General features: G+C 56.8%; 29 protein-coding genes. 16 read left to right on the forward strand and 13 right to left on the reverse strand.

Going from position 1 to position 25,864, the window contains the following annotated elements:
* The first annotated feature begins 1 nt into the window (after position 1).
* Positions 2 to 1,483 carry an MdtP family multidrug efflux transporter outer membrane subunit gene (locus ACWPW2_RS07070; protein WP_454122073.1) on the forward strand — a complete coding sequence of 494 codons (1,482 nt, stop codon included), beginning with the start codon at positions 2 to 4 and terminating at the stop codon, positions 1,481 to 1,483.
* Between the two features lie 42 nt (positions 1,484 to 1,525).
* On the opposite strand, the gene ACWPW2_RS07075 is transcribed toward ACWPW2_RS07070, so the two are convergent.
* Positions 1,526 to 2,446 carry a Kdo(2)-lipid IV(A) acyltransferase gene (locus tag ACWPW2_RS07075; protein WP_454122075.1) on the reverse strand — a complete coding sequence of 307 codons (921 nt, stop codon included), beginning with the start codon at positions 2,444 to 2,446 and terminating at the stop codon, positions 1,526 to 1,528.
* A 217-nt stretch (positions 2,447 to 2,663) separates the two neighbouring features.
* On the opposite strand from ACWPW2_RS07075, the gene trhO reads away from it, so the two are divergent.
* Entirely contained in the window at positions 2,664 to 3,713 is a 1,050-nt protein-coding gene (trhO, locus tag ACWPW2_RS07080; protein ID WP_270220670.1) for an oxygen-dependent tRNA uridine(34) hydroxylase TrhO, read from the forward strand.
* Between the two features lie 42 nt (positions 3,714 to 3,755).
* Here trhO and ACWPW2_RS07085 read toward each other — a convergent pair whose 3' ends face one another.
* The 9 genes from ACWPW2_RS07085 to mdtH form a co-directional block, all read right to left on the reverse strand.
* Positions 3,756 to 4,331, reverse strand: a complete 576-nt coding sequence (locus tag ACWPW2_RS07085; protein WP_023481320.1) for a YceI family protein — start codon at positions 4,329 to 4,331, stop codon at positions 3,756 to 3,758.
* A 2-nt stretch (positions 4,332 to 4,333) separates the two neighbouring features.
* Positions 4,334 to 4,900, reverse strand: coding sequence for a cytochrome b (locus tag ACWPW2_RS07090; protein ID WP_023481494.1), 567 nt, complete (start codon positions 4,898 to 4,900; stop codon positions 4,334 to 4,336).
* Between the two features lie 398 nt (positions 4,901 to 5,298).
* Positions 5,299 to 6,417, reverse strand: a complete 1,119-nt coding sequence (gene solA, locus ACWPW2_RS07095) for an N-methyl-L-tryptophan oxidase (RefSeq protein WP_454122079.1) — start codon at positions 6,415 to 6,417, stop codon at positions 5,299 to 5,301.
* Between the two features lie 116 nt (positions 6,418 to 6,533).
* A complete protein-coding gene (bssS, locus tag ACWPW2_RS07100; protein ID WP_023481711.1) occupies positions 6,534 to 6,788 on the reverse strand; it encodes a biofilm formation regulator BssS in 255 nt (84 codons plus the stop codon).
* Positions 6,789 to 7,066: 278 nt separating this feature from the next.
* Positions 7,067 to 7,312, reverse strand: coding sequence for a DNA damage-inducible protein I (dinI, locus tag ACWPW2_RS07105; protein WP_023481401.1), 246 nt, complete (start codon positions 7,310 to 7,312; stop codon positions 7,067 to 7,069).
* A 75-nt stretch (positions 7,313 to 7,387) separates the two neighbouring features.
* Positions 7,388 to 8,431, reverse strand: a complete 1,044-nt coding sequence (gene pyrC / locus ACWPW2_RS07110) for a dihydroorotase (protein ID WP_454122081.1) — start codon at positions 8,429 to 8,431, stop codon at positions 7,388 to 7,390.
* 114 nt (positions 8,432 to 8,545) lie between these two features.
* Positions 8,546 to 9,106, reverse strand: a complete 561-nt coding sequence (locus ACWPW2_RS07115; protein ID WP_023481707.1) for a lipoprotein — start codon at positions 9,104 to 9,106, stop codon at positions 8,546 to 8,548.
* Positions 9,107 to 9,227: 121 nt separating this feature from the next.
* Positions 9,228 to 9,875: a glutaredoxin 2 gene (gene grxB, locus ACWPW2_RS07120; RefSeq protein WP_023481875.1), complete on the reverse strand. Its 648-nt coding sequence runs from the start codon at positions 9,873 to 9,875 to the stop codon at positions 9,228 to 9,230.
* 65 nt (positions 9,876 to 9,940) lie between these two features.
* Positions 9,941 to 11,149 (reverse strand): multidrug efflux MFS transporter MdtH, encoded by a 1,209-nt coding sequence (gene mdtH / locus ACWPW2_RS07125; RefSeq protein WP_454122084.1) that lies wholly within the window; start codon positions 11,147 to 11,149, stop codon positions 9,941 to 9,943.
* A 235-nt stretch (positions 11,150 to 11,384) separates the two neighbouring features.
* On the opposite strand from mdtH, the gene rimJ reads away from it, so the two are divergent.
* The 4 genes from rimJ (at position 11,385) to murJ (ending at position 15,194) form a co-directional block, all read left to right on the forward strand.
* Entirely contained in the window at positions 11,385 to 11,969 is a 585-nt protein-coding gene (gene rimJ, locus ACWPW2_RS07130) for a ribosomal protein S5-alanine N-acetyltransferase (protein ID WP_076769679.1), read from the forward strand.
* Between the two features lie 9 nt (positions 11,970 to 11,978).
* Complete coding sequence (locus ACWPW2_RS07135; protein ID WP_454122086.1) at positions 11,979 to 12,626, forward strand: YceH family protein; 648 nt, start codon at positions 11,979 to 11,981, stop codon at positions 12,624 to 12,626.
* Between the two features lie 2 nt (positions 12,627 to 12,628).
* On the forward strand, positions 12,629 to 13,552 hold the full coding sequence (locus ACWPW2_RS07140) for a Gfo/Idh/MocA family protein (protein ID WP_454122088.1): 924 nt from the start codon (positions 12,629 to 12,631) through the stop codon (positions 13,550 to 13,552).
* A gap of 106 nt (positions 13,553 to 13,658) precedes the next feature.
* Positions 13,659 to 15,194: a murein biosynthesis integral membrane protein MurJ gene (murJ, locus tag ACWPW2_RS07145; RefSeq protein ID WP_454122090.1), complete on the forward strand. Its 1,536-nt coding sequence runs from the start codon at positions 13,659 to 13,661 to the stop codon at positions 15,192 to 15,194.
* 70 nt (positions 15,195 to 15,264) lie between these two features.
* On the opposite strand, the gene flgN is transcribed toward murJ, so the two are convergent.
* From flgN to flgA, 3 genes are all read right to left on the reverse strand, one after another.
* Positions 15,265 to 15,687 (reverse strand): flagella biosynthesis chaperone FlgN, encoded by a 423-nt coding sequence (flgN, locus tag ACWPW2_RS07150; RefSeq protein WP_023481860.1) that lies wholly within the window; start codon positions 15,685 to 15,687, stop codon positions 15,265 to 15,267.
* Positions 15,688 to 15,691: 4 nt separating this feature from the next.
* Positions 15,692 to 15,985: a flagellar biosynthesis anti-sigma factor FlgM gene (gene flgM, locus ACWPW2_RS07155; RefSeq protein WP_023481467.1), complete on the reverse strand. Its 294-nt coding sequence runs from the start codon at positions 15,983 to 15,985 to the stop codon at positions 15,692 to 15,694.
* A gap of 91 nt (positions 15,986 to 16,076) precedes the next feature.
* Positions 16,077 to 16,736: a flagellar basal body P-ring formation chaperone FlgA gene (gene flgA, locus ACWPW2_RS07160; protein ID WP_454122093.1), complete on the reverse strand. Its 660-nt coding sequence runs from the start codon at positions 16,734 to 16,736 to the stop codon at positions 16,077 to 16,079.
* A gap of 157 nt (positions 16,737 to 16,893) precedes the next feature.
* Between flgA and flgB the strand changes: the two genes are divergently transcribed.
* The 10 genes from flgB (at position 16,894) to flgK (ending at position 25,864) form a co-directional block, all read left to right on the forward strand.
* Positions 16,894 to 17,310, forward strand: coding sequence for a flagellar basal body rod protein FlgB (flgB, locus tag ACWPW2_RS07165; protein WP_023481616.1), 417 nt, complete (start codon positions 16,894 to 16,896; stop codon positions 17,308 to 17,310).
* Between the two features lie 4 nt (positions 17,311 to 17,314).
* Entirely contained in the window at positions 17,315 to 17,719 is a 405-nt protein-coding gene (flgC, locus tag ACWPW2_RS07170; protein WP_023481372.1) for a flagellar basal body rod protein FlgC, read from the forward strand.
* An 11-nt stretch (positions 17,720 to 17,730) separates the two neighbouring features.
* Positions 17,731 to 18,417, forward strand: coding sequence for a flagellar hook assembly protein FlgD (gene flgD / locus ACWPW2_RS07175; RefSeq protein ID WP_454122096.1), 687 nt, complete (start codon positions 17,731 to 17,733; stop codon positions 18,415 to 18,417).
* Positions 18,418 to 18,444: 27 nt separating this feature from the next.
* Positions 18,445 to 19,722 (forward strand): flagellar hook protein FlgE, encoded by a 1,278-nt coding sequence (gene flgE / locus ACWPW2_RS07180; RefSeq protein ID WP_454122098.1) that lies wholly within the window; start codon positions 18,445 to 18,447, stop codon positions 19,720 to 19,722.
* A gap of 20 nt (positions 19,723 to 19,742) precedes the next feature.
* Complete coding sequence (locus ACWPW2_RS07185; protein WP_023481416.1) at positions 19,743 to 20,498, forward strand: flagellar basal body rod protein FlgF; 756 nt, start codon at positions 19,743 to 19,745, stop codon at positions 20,496 to 20,498.
* Between the two features lie 15 nt (positions 20,499 to 20,513).
* Positions 20,514 to 21,296 carry a flagellar basal-body rod protein FlgG gene (flgG, locus tag ACWPW2_RS07190; RefSeq protein WP_023481502.1) on the forward strand — a complete coding sequence of 261 codons (783 nt, stop codon included), beginning with the start codon at positions 20,514 to 20,516 and terminating at the stop codon, positions 21,294 to 21,296.
* Between the two features lie 57 nt (positions 21,297 to 21,353).
* Positions 21,354 to 22,052 carry a flagellar basal body L-ring protein FlgH gene (locus ACWPW2_RS07195; protein ID WP_023481882.1) on the forward strand — a complete coding sequence of 233 codons (699 nt, stop codon included), beginning with the start codon at positions 21,354 to 21,356 and terminating at the stop codon, positions 22,050 to 22,052.
* A gap of 12 nt (positions 22,053 to 22,064) precedes the next feature.
* On the forward strand, positions 22,065 to 23,162 hold the full coding sequence (locus ACWPW2_RS07200; RefSeq protein ID WP_023481768.1) for a flagellar basal body P-ring protein FlgI: 1,098 nt from the start codon (positions 22,065 to 22,067) through the stop codon (positions 23,160 to 23,162).
* Positions 23,162 to 24,139 (forward strand): flagellar assembly peptidoglycan hydrolase FlgJ, encoded by a 978-nt coding sequence (gene flgJ / locus ACWPW2_RS07205; RefSeq protein WP_454122101.1) that lies wholly within the window; start codon positions 23,162 to 23,164, stop codon positions 24,137 to 24,139. Before ACWPW2_RS07200 ends, flgJ begins: the two co-directional genes overlap by 1 nt.
* 75 nt (positions 24,140 to 24,214) lie before the next feature.
* On the forward strand, positions 24,215 to 25,864 hold the full coding sequence (gene flgK, locus ACWPW2_RS07210) for a flagellar hook-associated protein FlgK (protein ID WP_023481637.1): 1,650 nt from the start codon (positions 24,215 to 24,217) through the stop codon (positions 25,862 to 25,864).

Consider the following 25,864-nt stretch of genomic DNA (forward strand, 5'->3'; position numbering starts at 1 on the left):
TATGCGCGCAAAAATGATCTCTTCGCGTTTTCGCTGCGGCACGCTGGCCGCATTTGGCCTGCTGCTGTTATCCGGCTGCGCGCTGGTGCAGGACGATCCGGGGCAGGTGACCATCGTCAACCCGCAGAAGGCGCAGCTGGCGCAGGCGATTCACCTGGCGAACAGTGGCTGGCCCGCGGCACGCTGGTGGGAAAACTACCACGATCGCCAGTTAACGATGCTGGTTAACCGCGCGTTGCAAAACTCACCCACCATGCAGGCGGCGCGGCTGCGCGTCGGCCAGTCACAGTCAACGGTGGCGCTGGCGCAGTCGGCAATGGGCGTGCAGGCAGGTGCCGTTGCGGCGCAAAACTACATGCGCGTGTCGGACAGGGATGCGAAAGCGACCTGGCCCTACGCCTACTCGCTGCCTGTCGATAAACAGGGGCCGTGGTACACACTGAACACGGTGGGCGTTGGCGCGTCGCTCAATATCGATCTCTGGGGATCGGATCGTGCGCGCGTGGCGGCCGCGATTGGCGAGCAGAATGCGAGGCTTGCTGAGACTGCGGCGATTGAGCTTGATATCGCCAGCAGTGTTGCTCAGCTCTACTTTGCGATGCAGGCGACCTTTGCGCGCATTGCGTTGCTCAATGAGCAGCAAGAGATTGCCCGCTTCTCCGAGCAGGCGCACCAGCAGCGCGCGGCGCGCGGGCTTGAAGATAGTGTTGATCTCGCTGGCGGACAGGCCGAACGGCTGGCGGCGCAGCAACAGCTGGTGGAAGCAAACGGCGCGTTAACCCGCTATCGCGAGACCCTGCGGGCGCTGATTGGCGCGGACGCGCAGAGCATGCCTGAGATCCATCCGGTGGCGCTGCCGCAATTGCAGCAAACGTTGCCTGCGACACTCTCCTTCGAACTGCTGGCGCGCCGTCCCGATCTGCAGGCGCTGCGCGGGTATGTCACTGCCACCATGAGCCAGGTGGACTCAGCGAAGGCGGCCTTTTACCCGCACTTCGATATCAAGGCTTTCTGGGGCTACAACGCCTTTGATGTCGGCGATCTGTTCCGCTACTCCTTCCAGCAGCTCAATATTCTGCCTGCGCTCACCTTGCCACTGTTTGACGGCGGGCGGTTAAATGCGCACCTGAAGTCGGTACGCACCGCCAGTAACATCCTGATCAAACAGTACAACCAGGCGGTGCTGGACGCGGTACGCGATGTGGCGATCACCTCCAGCCAGCTTAACGATCTCAACCAGATGGTGGCGATGCAGCAGGAGAAGGTGCGTGCGGCGATGACGGCAACCAACAGCGCGGCGGCCCATTACCAGCGCGGGCTGCTGAGCCGCTTCAGGGCGCAGGAGGCGCGCCGCTTAGCGCTGGCGCAACAGCTTCTGCTGCTCGATATGCAGGCGCAGCAGCTCAGCACCGATATCACACTGATTAAAGCGCTGGGCGGCGGTTACCGTAACGAGAACGAAAAGGGTGAAGAGAAGCCGTAACAGAGGCGGCTCCGCCCGTGGTTTACAGGCGGAGCGGGGCGGTTAATAGCGGGAAGGCACGCCCTGCGGGCGGGTTTTGAAGCGGCGATGCAGCCACATATATTGCTCGGGCGCCATCATAATGCAGCGCTCCACCACTTTGTTCATCCATGCGGCGGTGGTTTCGGCATCGTCCAGCGGCGGTGAGCACTCCGGCTCAAGCATAATCAGCTCATACCCTTTACCGCCGGGTTTGCGGCGCGGCACAAACGGCACCACGCAGGCTTGCGACATGCGCGCCAGCATCCAGGTTCCGGAAGTGGATGCGGCCTGCTCGACGGCGAAGAAGGGGACAAAGACGCTGGCGCGCGGGCCGTAGTCATGATCCGGCGCGTACCACACCACTTCACCGGCTTTCAGCGCGCGGATCATCCCTTTCAGATCTTTTCGGTCAATCATGCTCTTATTGGAGCGCATGCGCCCCCAGGTTTGCAGCAGATCGATAACCGGGTTGTCGTTCGGGCGATAGACGCCGATGCCCGGCTCATTCAGACCAAACATCCGCGCGCCAATCTCCAGCGTCAGGAAGTGGACGCCAATCAGCAGAATGCCGCGCCCCTGCGCCTGTACGTTACGCACATGTTCGAAGTGGGAGACATCCATCCAGCGGCGCATGCGGCGATCGGACCAGAACCAGGCCATGCCGGTTTCAATTAGCCCCATGCCGACGGATTCAAAATTCTTCGCCACCATTTTCTGCCGCTCCTCTTCGCTCATCTGCGGGAAGCAGAGGGTCAGGTTGCGGTGCGCAATGTGCGCGCGGCGTTTCATCACGCGCTTTGCAAGGTGGCCGAGCGCACAGCCTAAGCGGTAAAGGAGCGGGTAGGGAAGTTGAACCACCAACCACAGCACGCCGATCCCGAACCAGGTTGCCCAGTAGCGGGGGTGCAGCAGCGATGCCGAAAATTTGGGTAAATGCGTCATGACTGTCCTGTGTATAGCTACAATGGCCTGTATTCTCGCACTTTTTTTGTAATTCGCAAAAACCAGGGCGTGGAGCCGCGTTCCATAAGCGCAACGCGCATTACAGTGTGAAAGGAATGGGTGGAAATGTAGCGCAAAATGTGGGGATGTAAATTAACACTATTTGCTTTATGATGCCGCCCGTTTTTCACTCTCCACTCTGCAGGATACGTACACCATGCCAGTGTTACACAACCGCATCTCCAATGATGAACTGAAAGCCCGCATGCTCGCCGAAACCGAGCCGCGCGTCACCGTCTCGTTTTACAAATACTTCACCATTGTTAACCCGCAGGCGACGCGCGATGCGCTCTACCAGACCCTGTCGCAGCTGAGCGTTTTTGGGCGCATTTACCTCGCCCATGAAGGGATCAATGCGCAGATCAGCGTGCCGCAGAGCAAATTCGAGGCGTTTCGCGAAGCGCTCTATACCTTCGATCCGGCGCTGGATGGGCTGCGTCTGAATATCGCCATTGATGATGACGGAAAATCCTTCTGGGTGCTGCGCATGAAGGTGCGTGACCGCATCGTAGCGGACGGCATTGAGGATGAGACTTTTGATGCCAGCAACGTTGGGGATTACCTGAAAGCGGCGGAAGTGAACGCCATGCTCGACGATCCTGACGCGGTGTTTATCGATATGCGCAACCACTACGAATATGAAGTGGGCCACTTCGACGGTGCGATGGAAATTCCCGCCGACACCTTCCGCGAGCAGCTGCCGAAAGCGGTTGAGATGATGCAGGATCATAAAGATAAAAAGATTGTCATGTACTGCACCGGCGGGATTCGCTGCGAAAAAGCGAGCGCCTGGATGAAGCATAACGGCTTCAACAAAGTGTGGCATATCGAAGGCGGCATTATTGAGTACGCCCGCCGCGCCCGCGAGCAGGGTCTGCCGGTGCGCTTTATCGGCAAAAACTTTGTCTTCGACGAGCGTATGGGCGAGCGCATCTCTGACGATGTGATTGCGCACTGCCACCAGTGCGGCACGCCGTGCGATGCCCACACCAACTGCCTGAACGATGGCTGTCACCTGCTGTTTATTCAGTGCCCGAGTTGTGCTGAGAAGTTCGACGGCTGCTGTAGCGAGTTGTGCAAAGAGGAGCGCGCGTTGCCGGAAGAGGAGCAGCGTAAACGCCGCGCCGGACGCGAGAATGGTAATAAGATCTTCAATAAATCGCGTGGTCGCCTGAATACCAAACTGGGCATTCCGGACCCGGAATAACGCAGAAGGAGAGGGGAACCCCTCTCCTTTTTTTACGCCTGCTTACTTCTGGCGCACACCTTCAACCGAAATAATCAGCTCAACATCCTGCGATGCCGGGCCGAGATCGGTGGTGATGTTAAAATCTTTCAGCTTGATCTTGCCGGAGGCTTCAAAGCCTGCGCGCACGCCGCCCCACGGGTCATTACCCTGGCCCAGCAGTTTCGCTTCCAGCTCAACCGGTTTGGTGACGCCGTTCAGGGTCAGGTTGCCGGTAATATCCAGCTCATCACCATCCTTTTTCACCGACGTTGAGGTGAAGGTCGCTTTCGGGAACTTCGCCACGTTGAGGAACTCTGCGCTGCGCAGGTGTTTATCACGCTCGGCGTGGTTGGTGTCGACACTGTTGGTATTGATGGTGACGTTCACCTTGTCGGCCGCCGGGTTGGCCTCATCAAAGGTAAAACTACCGTCGAAGTCCTTAAACGTACCGTATAACCAGCTGTAACCGAGGTGCTGGATACGGAAGTTAACGAAGGCGTGCTGGCCCTCTTTATCGATTTTGTAGTCTGCCGCTACAGCAGAACCGGTGGTAAACAGCAGCGAGGCGAGAGCGAGTCCCGGCAGGATCTTCTTCATACTTATGCTCCAGAGTCAGGTGACGATTTTCCCAGCATCCGCTTGAGAGTGGCGTCTTTATCAATGAAATGGTGTTTAAAGGCAGCAAGGCCGTGCAGCACGGAGAGAACCACTACGCTCCAGGCCAGCCACAGGTGAATGGTTCCGGCGAGGTCCGCCTGCGAGCCGGCATCGGCAAGCGTGGCAGGGATCTCAAACAGGCCAAAGACGTTAATCGGTTTACCATCGGCGGTGGAGATCAGATAGCCGCTAAAGACGATGCCAAACAGCAGCAGGTAGAGAACGATATGGGCAACAACCGCGGCGATGCGCGTGGCGGTGGAGTAGCTTTTCAACGGCGGTGGCGGCGGGGAGATAAAGCGCCACAGCAGGCGGATCACCAGGCCAAACATCAGCAGAATACCGATACTTTTATGGATCTCGGGTGCCTGATGATACCAGCCATCGTAATAGCTGAGGGTGACCATCCATAACCCTAAGGCGAACATGCCATACACCACGATGGCGACCAGCCAGTGAAGCGTCACGGAAATAAAACCGTAGCGCGCCGGAGAGTTGCGTAATTGCATAACGGGTCATCACTGTTAAACAAAAGTTAATTTAAAATGGCGTCAGTGAGAAAATATTGCAACTCAAAAATAACGAATTGGATTGTTATTTTTTCTATAACATAAATTTTGAATAAGTTTGCCGGTTTACATTCAGGCTATTAGAAAGTTGAAACGTTTAAGGCAGGATTAGCAGTAGGTTAAGCCTGTTGTCATACTCCTGAAGTATTCAAAAATATTGTCTGTAAAAGACCAATAAATCGCTAAGTGTCAGCTTTTGTAAGCATTTTAGCGCGGGTAACCACAAGCAAAATTAATAAAAAGCCAACGGCTGAGAATATATGCCGCCACATTTTCACGCAGGTGATTACTTTATTCGGTACAAAGAGCAACGGCCCCGAAATAGGGCCGCCGTAAACTCAACGCGTAAAGCGGGCGAGGGAGAAGGGCTGTAAATCGAACTCCAGCGTTTTTTGCTGCGCGAAGGCGCTGGCAATTTCACCGAGCACCGGGGCAAATTTGAAGCCGTGGCCGCTCAGGCCGGTTACCACCAGCGTATTCGGCGCGTCTGGCAGGGTATCAATAATAAAGTCTTCATCAGGTGAGTTGTCATAGGTGCAGGACGCGCCATACAGGCAGCCGCCAATACCCGGCAGATGCTGGCGTAAAAAGGAGAAGCACTCCGAGCCGTCGCCGGCTTCTGCACCAAACGGCGTGCGCTCGTCGGCCGCGTTAATCACCTGTCCGCCGTTGTGGCGGCCAATCTTTAACTCATTCTCAACCGCCGGGAAGCCGTAATAGTGCTCGCCGTTCGGCATCTCGCCGGTAAAGGCCGGGAAGTTGTTTTTCACGCTGTAACGGCCATCCGCCTGGAACCAGGCAAACACTTTACGTACCGGCTGGATCGGCAGGTTTGGCAGCAGCGTCTTCGCCCAGGTTCCCGCACTGACCAGCGCTTTCTTGCCGGAGAAACTCCCTTCCGGGGTATCGATGGTGACGCCATCCTGATGATGGTGCAGGGCGGTGACCGGGCAGTTGAAGAGTTGCGCGCAGCCTGCCTGCTCAGCCAGCTGGATCCAGCTTTTAATCGCCAGTTCGCTGTGCAGCACGCCGGAGTCAGCTTCATAGAGCGCGATGTAATCATCAGGAACGCGGATTTCCGGCCAGCGCGCCATCAGCGAGGCGGCATCCAGCTTTTCCAGCGCCAGCTTCCACTGCGCGGCGCTGTCGGCGACGTTGGCGAGAAAGGAAGAATCAGCCGGACCAAAATTGACGACGCCAGTGCGCTCAAACACCGTTTCGCCGGTGAGCGTATTCAGCTCATCCCATAACTGCTGGGCGCGCAGCACCAGCGGAACATATTTCTCGCCTTCGCCGTAGGCGTGGCGGATCAGGCGCGTATTGCCGTGATGGCTGCCTTCATTGTGCGGCGGCATATGCGCATCGGTCATCAGCACCTTAAGCCCGGCGCGCGTGGCGTAGTAGCCCGCTGCTGCGCCAACGGATCCGCTGCCGATAATAATCAGGTCGTATGTCATGGTTCTCTCCAGGCAAATGCGTGTTCAGGAGGGTAAATAACCTGGGGGGCTTATACAAGGGCAGAAAAAAGAAAGGCACCGCGAGGGTGCCTGATGTTGAGTATGCGCAGATGGTGTTAATGTCTTTTATACTCGTCTTTTTCGTAATCGCCTGATTCAATCTTGGCAATGCCAGCTTCCAGAATCGAAATAAACTGGCGGGCAACATCGGTTGTTAACCATAACGTCTGACCGATTTCAGTACCTTCCTGAGCGGCTCTGTTCGGGGTCTGGTAGTGCAACCGAAGCATCAGTGCGTCATAGCTATCTACGGTGCTGATGTCCCATCCGACCAGTGGATGGGTCTGGATGACTTCATTATTCTTTACCATCATAACCCCCTGTTTGGCGTGTTTTAATTAGACAACGACGTTCGAGGTTCAATGCGTGTTTTAATTTGAAGCCTTTTCAGTATATCAACAACCCGACCTCATGATCGGGAAAATAAACACTCTGCAACATCTTTTTTGTAGTCATAGATTTTTCTTAAGGGAGTGGCTAAAAGATAAGCGACTCATTTCACTGAGAAAATCAGATGTTACGGTTTTGCTTGAAAATGAAGCAAAAAAAGCCGGGGCGACCCGGCAATAACTTCAACTTCAGAGGGAAATTAATCGGTGATAAACCAATCGTCAGCGCTTTCCCAGGTCTCTTGCAGGATTTCGCTAACGCGGTCTTTATCTTCTTTCGCGCCGCCAAGGACGGAGAGATTATTTGCTGCCGCATAACGGACAGAAATTTTATTTTCGCGATCGGGATAGTGGTCATTCAGACGGCGGGATAACTCACCTGCCAGCGCATCGATAGCGCCCGCGGGTAAAGATGTGGTTCTGGCAATCGTCACTTCAATGCGCATAACAGCCCCCTGTGTAAGATACTGTATGTTTATACAGTTAATCGAAACACATTACAACAGGGGGCATAAGAATATTTAGCGTTTTACCTGCCAGCGCACGGTTTCACCGGCGAGGAAGGGCACCAGCGTATCGTCCGCCAGCGCAATCGACTCCGGCACCACGCACTCTTCCCGCACCAGTTCAATAAACTCTTCATTCACCGGCAGGCCATAGAAGCGCGGCCCATTGAGGGAGCAGAAGGCTTCGAAGTGCTGCAACGCGTTCATCTCTTCAAATACCGTGGCGTAGCTGGCCAGCGCCGTTGGCGCATTAAAACAGCCTGCACAGCCGCAGCTCGCCTCTTTGCGATGGCGGGCATGCGGGGCGGAGTCGGTGCCGAGGAAGACGCGTTCGAACCCGCTGGCGACCAGCTCACGCAGCGCCTGCTGGTGGATATTACGCTTAAGGATCGGTAAGCAGTAGAGATGCGGACGCACGCCGCCCACCAGCATATGGTTGCGGTTAAACAGCAAATGTTGCGGGGTGATGGTGGCGGCCAGCCGCTCATTGCCGTCGCGCACATAGTCAGCGGCATCTTTGGTGGTGATGTGCTCGAATACCACTTTCAGCTCCGGCAGACGCTTGCGCAGTGGCTCCATCACCGTCTCAATAAAGCGCGCTTCGCGATCGAAAATATCGATCTCCGCGTGAGTCACTTCCCCATGCACCAGCAGCGGCATGCCAAGCTTCGCCATCCGCTCAAGCACCGGCATGATGGCATCAATGCTGGTGACACCGTGGCTGGAGTTAGTGGTGGCATTTGCCGGGTAGAGCTTAGCCGCCGTAAACACCTTTTCCGCAAAGCCGCGTTCGATCTCATCAGGATCGAGGCTGTCGGTCAGGTAGCAGGTCATTAGCGGTTCGAAGTGCTGACCGGCAGGCACCGCGTCAAGGATGCGCTGGCGATAGGCGAGAGCGGCCTCAACGGTGGTCACAGGCGGAGCCAGGTTCGGCATCACAATGGCGCGGGCGTAGGTTTCGCTGGTCCACGGCACCACGGTTTTCAGCATATCGCCGTCGCGCAGATGGAGATGCCAGTCGTCAGGACGGCGGATTTTCAAAACCTGGGGTTGTGTCATTGAAGGGCTCCGGCTAAGTGAGAAAGGGCTGTTTTTGCCGGAGACCAAGCATAAGGGGAAACGTTTTCGTTTGCATCCTTTTCCTGAAAAAAAGGGCGCCAGGCGCCCAGTGATTCAGTCGGTAAGCGGGATGACAATCTCGCCAGGTTTCACCTCAATGCCTTTGGCATATTTCTTCGCCAGCGCTTCGCCTTTGGTGCTGTCTTCTTTCAGCACATAGGCCGGGCGCTGGTTAAAGTAGTTGCGCAGAGACTGGTTCAGGTAGGGCATCAAGGTTTGCAGCACGCTCTGCATCTTTTCCGGTGTGACCGTCGCGTCCACCACTTCCATCTCATGCAGGTAGATTGCGCCCTGATCTTTATCAAAGGTCGGCAGCGCTTTCAGCTTCAGCTTGATTACCGCTTTTTGATTGCCGAACAGCGAGGTCATATCCAGATTTGCATCGCCGGTTAAGGTGATTTTATTCGGCTCTTCACGGCCAATCGCGCTGGCAAGATTGTTGAGAACAATATGCGCATCAGCCACGCCCGGCACGCCAATATCTTTGGCGAAGTTATTCCGTTTCTCCAGGGCCTGGTTAATCTCCTGCTCGCTGATTGTGTATTGGGTCAGTTGATTGCACCCCACCAGCACGCCGCTCAGCATGAGTGCTGCGGCCAAAATCATCTTCTTCATGAATTCCTCAACGTGGTCCTGATGCCTCGATCGAGGTGTAGCATGCGCGACGCCCGGCGCAAAGGCCAGCAGAAAATACTTAAAGAAGGGGCGGAAGCCGGTCGCTTCCGCCATGAACGGCTTAGATAGCCATGGAAGAGAGGAGGTTAACCTGAGTCTGTTTCGCCATGTTGTCGCGGTAATCGGCGACGCGGGTCGGCCAGGTAATGCCGCTGACAATTGTCAGGTTACGCAGCAGCGGGAAGAGGTGAATATCATCTTCCGACAGCTCGCCGTTGACGGCATTCGGCTGCACGATGTGCTTCTCCAGCGCGCGCAGATCGTCGCTGATATTCTTCACCAGCCCGGCAGAGTGGGAGAGGTGATCGGCGAAATCGCCAATCGCCGCCTCTTTTTTGGCGGTGAAGTAGGCGCGCGCCTGCGGGGTGGAAAATTCGTCAAAGGGGGCCTGCGCGAAGCGTGGGATCAGCAGCTTATTGACGTAGCCATTCACCTTACGCAGCCACTCTTCGATCTTCGGATTGCGCGAGCCGGTCAGTAGCGGTTGACCGTCGAGCTTATCAACGTAGTGAACAATATCGAGGCTTTCGGGCAGGTAGCGGCTGTCATCTTTTTGCAGGATCGGCGCCATCTTTTGACCAATCATGCGGGTCGGCGTCGCTTCGTCATCGCTTTGCAGGACATGGAGTTCAACCGGGAGATTCTTAAGGCCGAAAATCATGCGGGCTTTTACACAGAAAGGGCAGTGATCGTAAATGTAGAGTTTCACGTTTCTCCTCCATACTGGTTTATCCATCACTAATCAGTATGGAAGAGAGGTAGAGGTGGCGCAAATCAGGCGCCGGGTTCGAGCATCGGCGGCTGCACGCGGCGGGGGGCAAACTGCCACAGCAGCGCAAGGGAGGTGATAAGCCCAATCACGCCGAGCATCATCCACGGTAACTCCGGCTGGCGAAAGGCTTTCCCGGCGTCAAACAGCCAGCCGCCGCCCGCGTAGCCAAGCGCGCCGCCAAAGGCCAGACCTAAGCGGCTAAAGCCCATATAACTGCCGCGCGCCCGCGCATCGGCCAGCTGCGCGCTCAGGGTTTCCCGCGCCGGTTCGGCGATAATCGAGCCGATATAGAAGGTGCAGATAAGTGTAAAAAGCTGTTGCAGCGAGCCGACCATGCCCATCGGAAAGAGGCTGAATGACATCACCACCAGGCCGAACATCAGGCGCTGCTCAAGGCGAAAGCGCTTTTCGCTCCAGCGCGCAATCGGGTAGAGCAGCGTCAGCGAGAGACAGGCCTCAATGGCGTACATCCATTTGACCGGCGTCGGCGATCCGGCAACGTCGTTGACCATAATCGGCAACATCAGCATCACCTGCACAGCCAGCATGTAGTAACCGCTTAAGGTTAAAACATAGGTGACGAATTTCTTGTCACGCAGCACACGGGCTAAGCCTTCGCGCACCGGCGTTTTCACCGTTGAGAGCTTCCACGCTGGCAGCAGCCAGGCGTTAAAGCCCGCGCAGAGGATAAACATCAGCGCCCCGGCGGCGCACACCAGACGGAAATCATACTGCAGCAGCCAGCTGCCGAGCAGCGCGCCGATAACCGCCCCGGCGCTATCCTGCATCATCAGTAGCGAGAAGAAGCGACCGCGCTGGCGCGGACGCACCAGTTTGACCACCAGCGCCGAACGCGGCGGGTCGAACAGCGTGCCGCCAAGACCGGAAAGGATACAGGAGAGCCACAGCACCCACGGTTCATTCGCCATTCCCATCGCCGCAAAGCCTGCCGCGCGCATCAGCATGCCGGTGACAATCAGCGGTTTTGCGCCAAAGCGGTCGGCGATGGCGCCGCCAAACATGCCTAACCCCTGCTGAATAAACTGACGCAGGCCGAGCGCGATCCCGACCATCAGCGCGGCCCAGCCAAGTTGATCAACGAAACGAATGGAAATCAGGGGGAAGACAACAAAAAAACCGAGCACCACCAAAAAATTATCGACCAGCAGGAAATATTTACCCAGGCTCCTTGCCTGCGAGATGCGCGCCATTTCCCCTCCGGGAAATCAGAAAAAGGTGACGCCTCTATTCTGCGGCTTCGGCAACCGTTTTCACACATTCACCGCGACAATATTTTTTTATCAAGGCGGGCGTTTGATTGAGACTTTTCATCGAAAAGGGGGCGCGGCGCAGAAAATGCCATGTTGCTGTTTTCACAGAGTCGCAGAGCAAAGGTATAGTAAAGAGAAGGGGTAAAAAAAGCCGCGAAACGAAGGAGTGGTAAACATGTTTGGCTATCGCAGTAATGTGCCGAAAGTACGCTTGGTAACAGACAGATTAGTGGTGCGCCTGGTTCACGAGCGCGATGCGTGGCGGCTTGCGGATTATTACGCGGAAAATCGCCAGTTTTTAAAACCCTGGGAGCCCGTTCGCGATGAGAGCCACTGTTACCCTTCCGGCTGGCAGGCACGTCTGGGGATGATCAATGAGTTCCATAAACAGGGCTCTGCTTTTTACTTTGCCCTGCTCGATCCTGAAGAGAAAGAGATCGTCGGCGTCGCCAATTTCTCCAACGTGGTGCGCGGCTCGTTTCACGCCTGTTATCTCGGCTACTCCATCGGCCAGAAGTGGCAGGGGCAAGGGTTGATGTTTGAAGCCCTGACATCCGCCATTCGCTATATGCAGCGCACGCAACATATGCACCGCATAATGGCCAACTATATGCCGCACAATAAACGCAGCGGCGATTTGCTGGCGAGGCTCGGGTTTGAAAAAGAGGGCTATGCCAAATCCTATTTATTGATCGATGGGCAGTGGCGCGACCACGTCCTTACCGCATTAACCGCCCAGGAGTGGACTCCGGGACGCTAAGGAGCAGAGATGAAGTATCAACTCACCGCCATCGAGGCGCGGGTTATCGGCTGCCTGCTGGAGAAGCAGGTCACTACGCCGGAGCAGTATCCGCTCTCCATCAACGGCGTAGTGACGGCCTGTAATCAGAAAACCAACCGCGAGCCGGTGATGAACCTGAGCGAGCACGAGGTTCAGGATGTGCTTGATGAGCTGGTAAAGCGCCACTACCTGCGCACCGTCAGCGGTTTTGGCAACCGGGTGACCAAATATGAGCAGCGCTTCTGCAACTCTGAATTTGGCGATCTGAAGTTAAGTCCGGCAGAGGTGGCGCTAATCGCCACGCTGTTGCTGCGCGGGCCGCAAACGCCGGGCGAACTGCGTGGACGCGCGGAACGCATGCACCGTTTTGCCGATATGGCCGAGGTGGAAAACGCCCTTGAGCAGTTGGCAAACCGTGACGATGGCCCCTATGTCGTGCGTCTGCCGCGCGAGCCGGGCAAGCGCGAAAGCCGCTATATGCATCTCTTCAGTGGCGATATGCAGACGCTGATCAATGTGGTCGAAGCCGTCGCGCCAACTGAGCAGAGTCTCGAGGCGCGCGTTGAGGCGCTGGAGAGTGAAGTCGCGGAACTGAAGCAGCGTCTCGATTCGCTGCTGGCACATTTAGGGGATTAAGCGTGACGACATTACGGATTGGTGTAGTAGGGCTGGGCGGTATCGCGCAGAAAGCCTGGTTGCCGGTGCTCGGCGCGGCAACGGAGTGGACGCTGGCGGCGGCCTGGTCGCCGACGCGGGACAAAGCCCTGCGGGTATGTGAAACCTGGCGCATCCCTTATGCGGATTCGCTGGCGGCGCTGGCGGCGCAGTGCGATGCGGTTTTTGTTCACACTTCAACCGCTTCGCACTATGCGGTGGTGAGCGAGCTGCTCAACCTTGGCGTGCATGTCTGCGTCGATAAGCCGCTGGCGGAAAATCTGAAAGATGCCGAGCGCTTAGTCGAGCTGGCGGCGCGCAAAAAATTGACGCTGATGGTCGGCTTTAACCGCCGCTTCTCGCCGCTCTACCGCGAGTTAAAACAGCAGATGCCGCAGGCGGCGTCGCTGCGCATGGATAAACACCGCGCCGACAGCGTCGGGCCGCACGATCTGCGCTTTACGCTGCTTGATGACTATCTTCATGTGGTCGACACCGCGCTATGGCTGGCGGGCGGACGCGTGCAGATCCAGAGCGGCATACTGCAAACCACCGACGACGGCGCAATGCTCTATGCCGAGCACCACTTCAGCGCCGACACGCTGCAAATCACCACCAGTATGCACCGGCGGGCGGGCAGCCAGCGCGAGTGGGTGCAGGCGGTGACCGACGGCGGGCTGGTGGATATTACCGATATGCGCGAATGGCGCGAAGAGCGCGGGCAGGGGATTATTGCGCGCCCCATTCCCGGCTGGCAGAGCGTGCTGGAGCAGCGCGGTTTTGCCGGTTGCGCGCGCCACTTTATCGAGTGTGTGCAAAATCAGACGGTTCCGGAAACCGCGGGCGAGCAGGCGATCCTTGCGCAGCGCGTGGTGGAGAAGCTCTGGCGCGAGGCGATGAGTGAATAAGGCGGGGCAACGCGGGCGATAGTAATTCGCTTTTTTCCCTGTAGACTAAGCGCTTCGCTGTATCCCAACGCCTGCATTGCAGGCGTTGTGTCTTATGGAAACCAGAATGAACCTACTCAAATCGCTGGCGGCAGTCAGCTCCATGACAATGTTTTCCCGCGTGCTGGGCTTTGCGCGCGATGCCATTGTGGCACGGGTGTTTGGCGCAGGGATGGCGACGGACGCCTTCTTTGTTGCGTTTAAACTGCCTAATCTGTTACGGCGTATTTTTGCCGAGGGCGCGTTTTCCCAGGCCTTTGTGCCGATCCTCGCCGAGTACAAAAGCAAACAGGGTGAAGATGCCACCCGCGTCTTTGTCGCCTATGTTTCGGGCTTGCTGACGATTGCGCTGGCGATTGTCACCGTTGCCGGGATGCTCGCGGCCCCCTGGGTGATCCTCGTTACTGCGCCAGGGTTTGCCGATACGGCGGATAAATTTAACCTCACCTCGCAGCTGCTGCGCATCACCTTTCCCTATATTCTGCTGATCTCGCTGGCGTCGCTGGCGGGGGCGATCCTCAACACCTGGAACCGCTTCTCGGTACCGGCGTTTGCGCCCACCTTTCTCAATGTCAGCATGATTGGCTTTGCGCTGTTTGCCGCGCCTTACTTCCATCCGCCGGTGCTGGCGCTGGCCTGGGCGGTGACCGTCGGCGGCGTGCTGCAACTGGTCTATCAACTGCCGCATCTGAAGAAGATTGGCATGCTGGTGCTGCCGCGCATCAACCTGCGCGATGCGGGCGCGATGCGGGTGGTGAAGCAGATGGGGCCGGCGATCCTCGGCGTCTCCGTCAGCCAAATCTCACTTATCATCAACACCATTTTCGCCTCGTTCCTCGTCTCCGGCTCTGTGTCGTGGATGTATTACGCTGACCGCTTAATGGAGTTCCCCTCCGGCGTGCTGGGCGTGGCGCTCGGGACGATCCTGCTGCCGTCGCTGTCGAAAAGCTTCTCCAGTGGCAATCAGGAGGAGTATTGCCGCCTGATGGACTGGGGCCTGCGTCTCTGTTTCCTGCTGGCTCTGCCAAGTGCCGTGGCGCTCGGCATTCTCGCCAAGCCATTGACCGTTTCGCTCTTCCAATACGGCAAATTCACCGCTTTTGATGCGGCCATGACCCAGCGGGCGCTTATCGCCTACTCGGTCGGGTTGATGGGGTTGATCGTGGTGAAGGTGCTGGCGCCAGGTTTCTATTCACGCCAGGACATTAAAACGCCGGTCAAAATCGCCATTGTGACGCTGCTGATGACCCAGGTGATGAACCTGGCTTTTATTGGCCCGCTGAAGCACGCCGGGCTGTCGCTGTCGATTGGTCTGGCGGCCTGTCTCAATGCCAGCCTGCTCTACTGGCAACTGCGTAAACAGAATATTTTCACCCCGCAGCCGGGCTGGAGCCGTTTTCTGCTGCGTCTGGTGATTGCCGTAGTGGTGATGGCCGCCGCGCTGGTGGGGATGCTGTATGTGATGCCGGACTGGGCGACAGGAACGATGCCGTACCGCTTGCTGCGCCTGATGCTGGTAGTGGGGGCAGGTATTGTTGCTTACTTTGTTACCCTTGCGCTGCTCGGGTTTAAAGTGAAAGAGTTCGCCCGCCGCACGATATAAAAAAAAGCAACGCAAAAAGCCAGGGGAGACCCTGGCCTGTTTACGACGGCGTGCTCAAACTGTCGTCGAACTAAATCGCGATTTTCTTGCCGCCGCGATTGGCGGATGAGGCATAACCATTCGCACCGTAGAGGCTCGGTTCCTGATGTGGTTTCAGGACTTCCAGCGCCTGCTGGTTGCGCGCGATCTGCCCCTCCAGCAGCCAGCCGTTGTGCTGGTTGAGGTCGCGTAAATGCTGCGTTTTCTGCGTGATGATCTGCCAGCGATTAGCAACATCGCCACTGGCGTTTTGTTGCGTTTTCTGTTCGGCACGACGCTGCTGCTCAAGGTAGTCCAGCGTCGCGAGCAAGGAGCTTTTCTCCTCCGTAATGCGCTGTAGCGCGCTGCCATTGAGATGGCCAACGGAAAGCTGTTTTTGCTCAGTATCCATCACGTCTTTCAGAGCGCTCAGGATAACTGTCATTTGATCAAGAATATCTGACAGTCGATTCATACGGTTATTTACTCTGTAAGTAACTCTTCGCTTCGTTAATCAGGGCATCAGCAATTTTGCCGGTGTCCATTTTGAGTTCACCATTACGAATCGCGGTTTTCAGTTTCTCCACGCGTTCCATATTGATGTCGTTAGCGCCCGCCTGCATCAGCTTGGTTTGCGAACCGCTGAGCGTGACGTTGGTGCTGTTTGCCGTCGCGGCAGTTTCCTGGCGCGTTTTCTGCGTCTGGGTTTCGTTAGTCTCACGCTGTTGAACGGTGTTAACCGGCTTCAGGGAAGAGGTACGATCGATGCTCATAGTGTTTCCTCATTGAGGTTCGCGGCGTTTCGGGCCAGATTTCTTCAGTCTTACTAACTTATCGGCAGATAGCATTAGTTCTTTAAGTAATTTATAGGTTAATAAGAATATTCCCATCAGGATTAACCGTACCACTCACTATCTGCCCTGAAGCCATGCGAACCCGCGCATTTTGCGCCACTGCCGCATTGTTCATCGCCTGACCTTCGCTGTTCACACTAAAGCCATCTCCCGACGCCACAACCTGGACGCGCTGGCCGGCTTTAATCCGCCATGCCTGACGCACCATTGAGAGCTGAATTGCCTGGCCTGGTGCCAGATCGCGCAGACTTACCGCGTCCTGCGCCATATTAATATCGAGCATGGTTCTTGGCGGCAGCTGATCGAGGCGGCCGCGCTGTAACGCCACGCTCCCGGCCTGCAATGTCGCGCCGCGCGCAACAGGCTGCACCGCCACAACATAATTGCCCGTCGCCTGGACTTCGACCTGCACAAAGCGTTTCGTGCCCGCGCAGTTCGCCATCACATTCATATTGCCCCACAGCTTCGCGCCGCCCACCACGCTCAGGGTGGGCTGGTCGCACGCCGGTAGCTGGCTTTGCGGGGTGCGAATGTTTACCACCACCTCATCGCTAAAGCCAGCCAGACGCTGGGCGAAAAGCGACGTCAGTTGCGCCTGCAGATCCGCTGCCTGAGAAAAGGGGCTTAATAACAACATGATTGCGGCTACACCGCCTTTCAACGTCTTCATCGCAAAACATACCTGTTGAACCAGATGAGGAGATTTTAACCGCATTGCAAATCTATCAACGCAAAAAATAGCGACGCATTTTGCCCTTATTCCAACGATAAGTTTGCAAGGGGCGATTTAAGCTGTTGGCTAAATAATTGTCATCAGTGAGGGAGCCATGCTCGATAAACTTGATGCCGCACTGCGCTTTCAACAGGAAGCGCTAAACCTGAGCGCCCAGCGCCAGGAGATTCTGGCAGCAAATATTGCTAACGCCGACACCCCAGGGTTTCAGGCGCGCGATATGGATTTTTCCAGTGAATTAAAAAAAGTGATGGAGCGCGGTCGGGCTGAAGGCAGCGGTGTCTCGCTGGCTCTCACCTCTTCGCGCCACATTCCGGCGCAGGCGATGACCGGCCCGTCTACCGATCTGCTCTATCGCATTCCCGATCAACCATCGCTGGATGGCAACACCGTCGATATGGATCGTGAACGTACCCAGTTCGCCGACAACAGCGTCAAATACCAGACCGGGTTGACCGTGCTGGGCGGGCAGATCAAAAGCATGATGAGTGTTCTGCAACAGGGGAACTAATTAAATGGCATTACTGAATATCTTTGATGTCGCAGGCTCCGCGCTGACCGCACAGTCCAAACGTATGAACGTTGCCGCCAGTAACCTGGCGAACGCCGACAGCGTAACCGGACCCGATGGTCAGCCGTATCGCGCTAAACAGGTTGTCTTTCAGGTCGATGCAGCACCGGGCCAGGCAACGGGCGGCGTAAAAGTGGCGGATGTGATTGAAAGCCAGGCACCGGACAAGCTGGTGTATGAACCCGGTAACCCGCTGGCTGATGCAAGCGGCTACGTAAAAATGCCTAACGTCGATGTCGTGGGCGAAATGGTCAACAGCATGTCCGCGTCGCGCAGCTACCAGGCGAACGTTGAAGTGCTGAACACCGTGAAGAGCATGATGCTCAAAACGCTCACTCTCGGTCAGTAAAGGGGCCCCGTATGTCTATCAGCGTGAATATTAACGACCCGATTAACAACGGCGTCTCGACGACCAGTAAAACGTCCGGTACCACGACTACCGGCACTAACAGCGCATCCGACCTTCAGGGCAGCTTTTTGACGCTGCTGGTTGCGCAGTTAAAGAACCAGGATCCGACCAACCCGCTGCAGAACAACGAGCTGACCACGCAGCTGGCGCAGATCAGCACCGTAAGCGGGATTGAGAAACTGAATACCACCCTCGGCTCCATCTCCGGACAGCTTGATAACAATCAGTCGCTGCAGGCGAGCACCCTGATTGGTCACGGCGTAATGATCCCGGGACAGACCGTGCTGGTGGGTAAAGGAACATCCACGCCGTTTGGCGTAGAACTGACGCAGACTGCCGACAAAGTGACCGCCATCGTGAGCGATAAGAGTGGTGCACCGGTGCGGACTATTGAACTCGGCGGTCTGAAAGCTGGCGTCCACACCTTCAGTTGGGACGGCAAAATGACAGATGGCAGCGTAGCACCGGATGGCTCATATACGGTCTCTATTGCGGCCAGCTCCGGCGCAACTCAGCTGGTTGCACAGCCGCTGCAGTTTGCGTTGGTACAGGGTGTGACCCGCGGTGACAAGGGAAGCACACTGGATTTAGGTACTTATGGAAGTACCACACTCGACGAAGTACGACAGATTATTTAAAGCCTTCATACTTATCAGGAGTAAGTCATGGCCTTTTCACAAGCGGTCAGCGGCCTGAATGCTGCGGCCACCAACCTCGATGTCATTGGTAACAACATTGCCAACTCCGCCACCTATGGCTTTAAATCCGGATCTGCGTCCTTCGCCGATATGTTTGCCGGTTCTAAAGTAGGTCTCGGCGTTAAAGTGGCTGGTATTACCCAGGACTTCGCTGACGGCACCACCACCAACACTGGTCGTGGCCTCGACGTCGCGCTGAGCGGTAACGGTTTCTTCCGTGTGACCGACAGCAACGGCTCTGTTTACTACAGCCGTAACGGTCAGTTCAAACTCGACGAAAACCGCAACCTGGTTAACATGCAGGGTATGCAGGTGACCGGTTTCCCGGTAGCCGGCACCCCGCCTGCGGTACAGAGCGGCGCGAACCCGTCTGCCATCACCATCCCGAACACCCTGATGGCGGCGAAAGCTACCACCACGGCGGCGATGCAGATGAACCTGAACTCAACGGACTCCACCCCGACGGTTACGCCGTTCGATCCGACGAACTCAGACTCTTACAACAAAAAAGGCACTGTCACCACCTATGACAGCCTGGGTAACTCCCACGCCGTTGACGTTTACTACGTCAAAAACAGCGCCAACAAATGGGATGTCTACACCCAGGACTCCAGCGTAGCGGGCTCTTCTTACCAGAAAGCCGCGCAGATGACCTTTACCAGCAACGGTACGCTCTCTGCGGTCAACAACTACACCGAAGTCTCTCCGGCGACCTCTCCGCGTACCTGGAACCTGTCAGCGACCGCTAACGCTCAGCCGCAGATCGATATCAACCTGGCTAGCCTGAACGGCTCTGCCGCCAGCACCTTTAGCCTGAGCTTCCTGAACTCAATGCAGCAGAACACCGGTACCAGCGGTGTGGTGGCTATCAACCAGAACGGTTACGCGCCGGGTTCACTGGTTAGCTACGCCATTAACGATGACGGCACCGTGGTCGGTAGCTACTCCAACGAACAGTCGCAGCTGCTGGGTCAAATCGTGCTGGCGAACTTCGCCAACAACGAAGGCCTGCAGTCTCAGGGTGACAACGTCTGGTCCGCTACCAACTCCTCTGGTGTTGCGCTGCTCGGCACCGCCGGTACCGGTAACTTCGGCAAGCTGACCAACGGCGCGCTGGAAGCCTCAAACGTGGATCTGAGTAAAGAACTGGTCAACATGATCGTCGCGCAGCGTAACTATCAGTCGAACGCGCAGACCATCAAAACCCAGGATCAGATCCTTAACACGCTGGTTAACCTGCGTTAATCGACTGACGGGACGGCTTAATGGATCACGCAATATATACCGCGATGGGCGCAGCCAGCCAGACGCTGAATCAGCAGGCTGTCACCGCCAGCAACCTCGCGAATGCTTCCACACCGGGCTTTCGTGCCCAGCTGAACGCGCTGCGCGCGGTGCCGGTAGAAGGGCTTTCCCTGCCTACCCGCACGCTGGTGGTGGCCTCCACGCCTGGCGCCGATATGACGCCGGGTCAACTGGACTACACCTCACGCCCGCTTGATGTGGCGTTGCAGCAGGATGGTTGGCTGGCAGTGCAAACGGCGGACGGCTCGGAAGGTTACACCCGTAACGGCAATATCCAGGTGAGCCCGACCGGTCAGTTGACGATTCAGGGCCATCCAGTGATTGGCGAAGGCGGTCCGATCGCTGTACCGGAAGGGGCGCAGGTCACTATCGCCGCTGACGGTACGATTTCAGCGCTCAACCCCGGCGACGCGGCGAATACCATCGCGCCTGTCGGCAAGCTGAAGCTGGTAAAAGCAGAGCCGCGTGAAGTGGTGCGCGGTGATGACGGTCTTTTCCGTCTGAGCCAGAGCGCACAGGCGACCCGTGGCGCAACGTTGCAGCCTGATCCCTCCATTCGCGTGCAGTCTGGCGTACTGGAAGGCAGTAACGTGAAACCAGTCGAGTCGATGACCGATATGATCGCCAGCGCGCGCCGTTTCGAAATGCAGATGAAGATCATCAGCAGCGTCGATGAAAACGAGCAGCGTGCTAACCAATTGCTGTCAATGAGCTAATAAACAGGACTACATATGATCAGTTCATTATGGATCGCGAAAACCGGCCTCGACGCCCAACAAACCAATATGGATGTCATCGCCAACAACCTGGCGAACGTCAGCACCAATGGTTTTAAGCGTCAGCGTGCGGTATTTGAAGATTTGATGTACCAGACGATCCGCCAGCCAGGCGCGCAATCTTCTGAACAGACGACGCTGCCTTCCGGTCTGCAGATCGGTACCGGTGTGCGTCCGGTCGCCACCGAGCGTCTGCACAGCCAGGGCAACCTGTCTCAGACCAACAACAGCAAAGATGTCGCCATTAAAGGCCAGGGCTTCTTCGAAGTTCTGCTGCCGGACGGCACCTCTGCTTACACCCGCGACGGCTCTTTCCAGGTGGATCAGAACGGTCAGCTGGTAACGGCGGGCGGCTTCCAGGTGCAACCGGCTATCACCATCCCGGCGAACAGCCTGGGCATCACCATCGGTCGCGATGGTGTGGTCAGCGTGACGCAGCAGGGCGCGGCAGCACCGGTGCAGGTTGGCCAGTTAAACCTCACCACCTTTATGAACGACACCGGGCTTGAGAGCATTGGTGAGAACCTCTACACCGAAACCCAGTCCTCCGGCGCGCCAAACGGCACCACGCCTGGCCTGAACGGTGCAGGTTTGCTCTACCAGGGATTTGTGGAAACTTCAAACGTAAACGTCGCGGAAGAGCTGGTGAATATGATCCAGGTTCAGCGCGCTTACGAAATTAACAGTAAAGCAGTATCGACCACCGATCAGATGCTGCAAAAACTGACGCAACTCTAAGGCGTTATCCGGTGCGGTAACCGCCGCACCGGAACCCTGATCTCGAAGATGAATGCAATGCAAAAATACGCCGTCCGCAGCTACCCGATAATGGCTTTAGTGGCATTAACCCTGACCGGGTGTGCCTGGGTCCCTTCTACACCGCTGGTGCAGGGGGCAACGACAGCTCAACCGATGCCCGGCCCCATTCCGGTCGTCAATGGCTCGATTTATCAGACCGCGCAGCCGATTAACTACGGCTATCAGCCGCTGTTTGAAGATCGTCGTCCGCGCAACATTGGCGATACGCTGACTATCGTACTGCAGGAAAACGTGAGCGCCAGTAAGAGCTCGTCGGCCAACGCCAGTCGTGATGGTAAAGCCAGTTTTGGCGTAGACACCACACCGCGTTATCTCGAAGGTCTGTTTGGCAATGCTCGTGCCGATCTGGGTGCCTCAGGCAGCAACTCCTTCGGGGGCAAAGGCGGCGCCAACGCCAGTAACACCTTTAGCGGCACGTTGACCGTGACCGTCGATCAGGTGCTGATCAATGGCAATTTACATGTTGTGGGTGAAAAACAGATCGCCATCAACCAGGGCACTGAGTTCATCCGCTTCTCCGGTGTCGTGAACCCACGCACCATCAGCGGCAGCAACAGCGTACCTTCCACCCAGGTGGCGGACGCGCGCATCGAGTACGTCGGCAACGGCTACATCAACGAAGCGCAGAATATGGGCTGGCTGCAGCGTTTCTTCCTTAACTTATCGCCGATGTAACCGGGGTGAACAATGTTTAAATATTTGACTGGTATGGTGTTAGTGCTGATGGCGACCTTCGCCCAGGCTGACCGTATCCGGGATCTCACCAGTGTACAGGGCGTACGTGAAAACTCCTTAATTGGCTACGGGCTGGTGGTTGGCCTGGATGGTACGGGCGACCAGACCACCCAGACGCCGTTTACCACCCAGACGCTGAACAACATGCTGTCGCAGATGGGCATTACCGTCCCGCAGGGCACCAACATGCAGCTGAAAAACGTGGCGGCAGTCATGGTCACGGCGCAGCTCCCGGCTTTTGGTCGCCAGGGTCAGACCATCGACGTGGTGGTCTCCTCAATGGGTAACGCCAAAAGCCTGCGCGGCGGTACGCTGCTGATGACCCCGCTGAAGGGCGTCGACAGCCAGGTTTATGCGCTGGCGCAGGGCAACATCCTTGTTGGCGGCGCGGGCGCATCAGCCGGCGGCAGCAGCGTGCAGGTTAACCAGCTTAACGGCGGTCGCATTACCGGCGGCGCGGTGATTGAGCGTGAGTTGCCGAACCAGTTCGGGGCCACTAATAGCATCAACCTGCAACTGAACCAGGAAGACTTCACCATGGCGCAGCAGATTGCTGACACCATCAACCGCGCACGCGGTTATGGCAGCGCCACCGCGCTGGATGGCCGTACCGTTCAGGTGCGCGTCTCCTCCGGCGGTAGCTCTCAGGTTCGTGCCCTGGCAGATATCCAGAATATGGAAGTCGGCACCACGCAGCAGGATGCGAAAGTGATTGTTAACTCGCGTACCGGCTCGGTGGTCATGAACCGCGAAGTATCGCTGGATAGCTGTGCCATTGCGCAGGGTAACCTCTCGGTCACCGTCAACCAGCAGAACAATGTTAGCCAGCCGAATACACCGTTTGGCGGCGGCCAGACCGTGGTAACACCGCAAACGCAGATTGACCTGCGCCAGAGCGGCGGCTCGCTGCAAAGTGTACGCTCCAGCGCCAACCTCAATAGCGTTGTGCGTGCCCTTAACGCCCTTGGTGCCTCGCCAATGGAGCTGATGTCGATTCTGCAGGCAATGCAGAGCGCCGGTTGCCTGCGTGCGAAACTGGAGATCATCTAATGTTGACCGACAGCCGAATGTTGACCAGCGCGGCATGGGACGCGCAATCACTGAATGAACTGAAGTCAAAAGCCGGACAGGATCCGGCTGCCAACCTGCGCCCGGTGGCGCGCCAGGTAGAGGGGATGTTCGTGCAGATGATGCTGAAAAGCATGCGCGAAGCGTTACCGAAAGACGGGATTTTCAGCAGTGATTCAACGCGGCTGTATACCAGCATGTATGACCAGCAGATCGCCCAGCAGATGACCGCCGGTAAAGGTCTTGGTCTCGCCGATATGATGGTGAAACAGATGACCGGCGATCAGGCGCCGGTCGATCCGGCTGACCAGATGCAGCAGGTGCCGATGAAGTTCCCGCTGGAGACCGTCAACACCTATCAAAACCAGGCGCTGACGCAGCTGGTGCGCAAAGCGATACCCAAAGTGCCCGATGCCGCTGAAGTGGCTGAGGCGGGTAACGATCAGCCGCTCTCCGGCGACAGCAAAGACTTCCTCGCCCAGCTTTCGCTCCCGGCGCGGCTGGCGAGCCAGCAGAGCGGCGTACCGCACCACCTGATCCTCGCGCAGGCTGCGCTGGAATCGGGCTGGGGCCAGCGGCAGATCCCGCGTGAAAACGGCGAGCCGAGCTACAACATCTTCGGCGTGAAAGCGACCTCAAGCTGGAAAGGGCCGACCACCGAAATCACCACCACCGAGTATGAAAACGGTGAGGCAGTGAAGGTGAAAGCCAAATTCCGTGTCTATAGCTCTTATCTTGAAGCGCTCTCCGACTATGTCGGCATGTTGACGCGCAACAAACGTTACGCGGCGGTAACTACCGCAGCAACGGCGGAGCAGGGCGCACAGGCGTTGCAGAGCGCCGGTTACGCCACCGATCCGCACTATGCCCGTAAGCTGACGTCAATGATCCAGCAGCTTAAATCGATGGGTGAAAAAGTGAGCAAGGCTTACAGCACAGATACACAAAATCTGTTCTAAAACGTCTCAAGTTTCACTCAGGGTTGCCGATAATCTTCAACAGGACTCATGTCTGAAAGTGTATAAGGAACCTCCATGTCCAGTTTGATTAACAGCGCAATGAGCGGGCTTAGCGCAGCCCAGGCCGCGCTCAATACCGCCAGTAATAACATTGCGAGTTATAACGTCGCGGGCTATACCCGTCAGACGACGGTGTTGACCAGTTCGAACAGCACGCTGACCGGTAGCGGCTACGTGGGCAATGGTGTCACCGTGACTGGCGTTCAGCGTGAGTATGACGCCTTTATTACCAACCAGCTGCGCGCGGCGCAAAACCAGAACAGCGGGTTGACCACGCGTTACGAGCAGATGTCAAAAATTGACGATGTGCTGTCGGATACCACCAACTCCCTGTCGAGCAGCCTGCAGAGCTTCTTCTCCAGCATGCAGACGCTGGTGAGTAACGCCTCCGATCCGTCGTCGCGCCAGGCGCTGCTCGGCAAAGCCGACGGTCTGGTAAACCAGTTTAAAGTGGCCGATCAGTATCTGCGTGACCAGGATAAACAGGTCAACTTATCTATCGCCACCAGCGTTGATCAGATCAACAACTACTCGAAGCAGATCGCCAACCTCAACCAGCAGATCTCTAAACTGACTGCGGTAGGCGCAGGCTCATCGCCGAACGACCTGCTCGATCAGCGCGATCAGCTGGTCAGCGAACTGAACAAAGTCGTGGGTGTGGAAGTCAGCACCCAGGATGGCAGCTATAACGTCAGCATGGGTAACGGCATTACTCTGGTGCAGGGTAAAGAGGCGCGTCAGCTTGCAGCTGTGCCTTCCAGCGCCGATCCGGCACGTACCACGCTGGCTTATGTGGATAAAATCGCTGGCAATGTCGAGATCCCGGAAAAGCAGGTGACCACCGGTTCACTCGGCGGTCTGCTCTCATTCCGCACGCAGGATCTGGACCAGGCGCGTAATACGCTGGGCCAGCTGGCGCTCTCTTTCGCCGACTCCTTTAACCAGCAGCATGTTAAAGGGTTTGACGCCGACGGCGATGCGGGCGAGAAGTTCTTCAATATCGGTGGGCCTTCTGCCACGTCGAACAGCAAAAACAGCGGCGACGCCACGCTGACCGCAGCGGTAAGCAACAGCTCTGCGGTACAGGCGACCGACTATAAAGTTGCTTTTGACGGCACCCAGTGGAACGTCACGCGTCTGTCCAATAACACCACCATCCCGGTAACGCCGGATGCGACAGACGGTACGCTCAATTTTGATGGCCTGAAAGTCTCCATCAATAACGGCTCTACCGGTGCGAAAAAAGATGACAGCTTCACCATCCGTCCGGTGAGCAACGCGATTGTGAATATGAGCGTGGCGGTGACCGATGAGTCGAAAATCGCTATGGCGGGCGCGGCCGGTAACGGCGCGAGCGACAACCGCAACGGTCAGGATTTGTTAAAGCTGCAGAGCGCGAAAGTGGTCGGCGGGAACAAAACCTTTAACGATTCGTATGCCACGCTGGTGAGCGATGTCGGGAACAAAACCTCGACGCTGAAAACCAGCAGCGCGACGCAGACTAACGTCGTGACCCAGTTGAGTAACCAGCAGCAGTCTATCTCCGGGGTGAACCTCGATGAAGAGTACGGCAACCTGCAGCGTTTTCAGCAATATTACCTGGCTAACGCCCAGGTGCTGAAGACCGCAAGCTCGTTGTTTGATGCCCTGCTGGCCATTCGTTAA

It is taken from the genome of Kosakonia sp. Marseille-Q7440 (assembly GCF_965119485.1).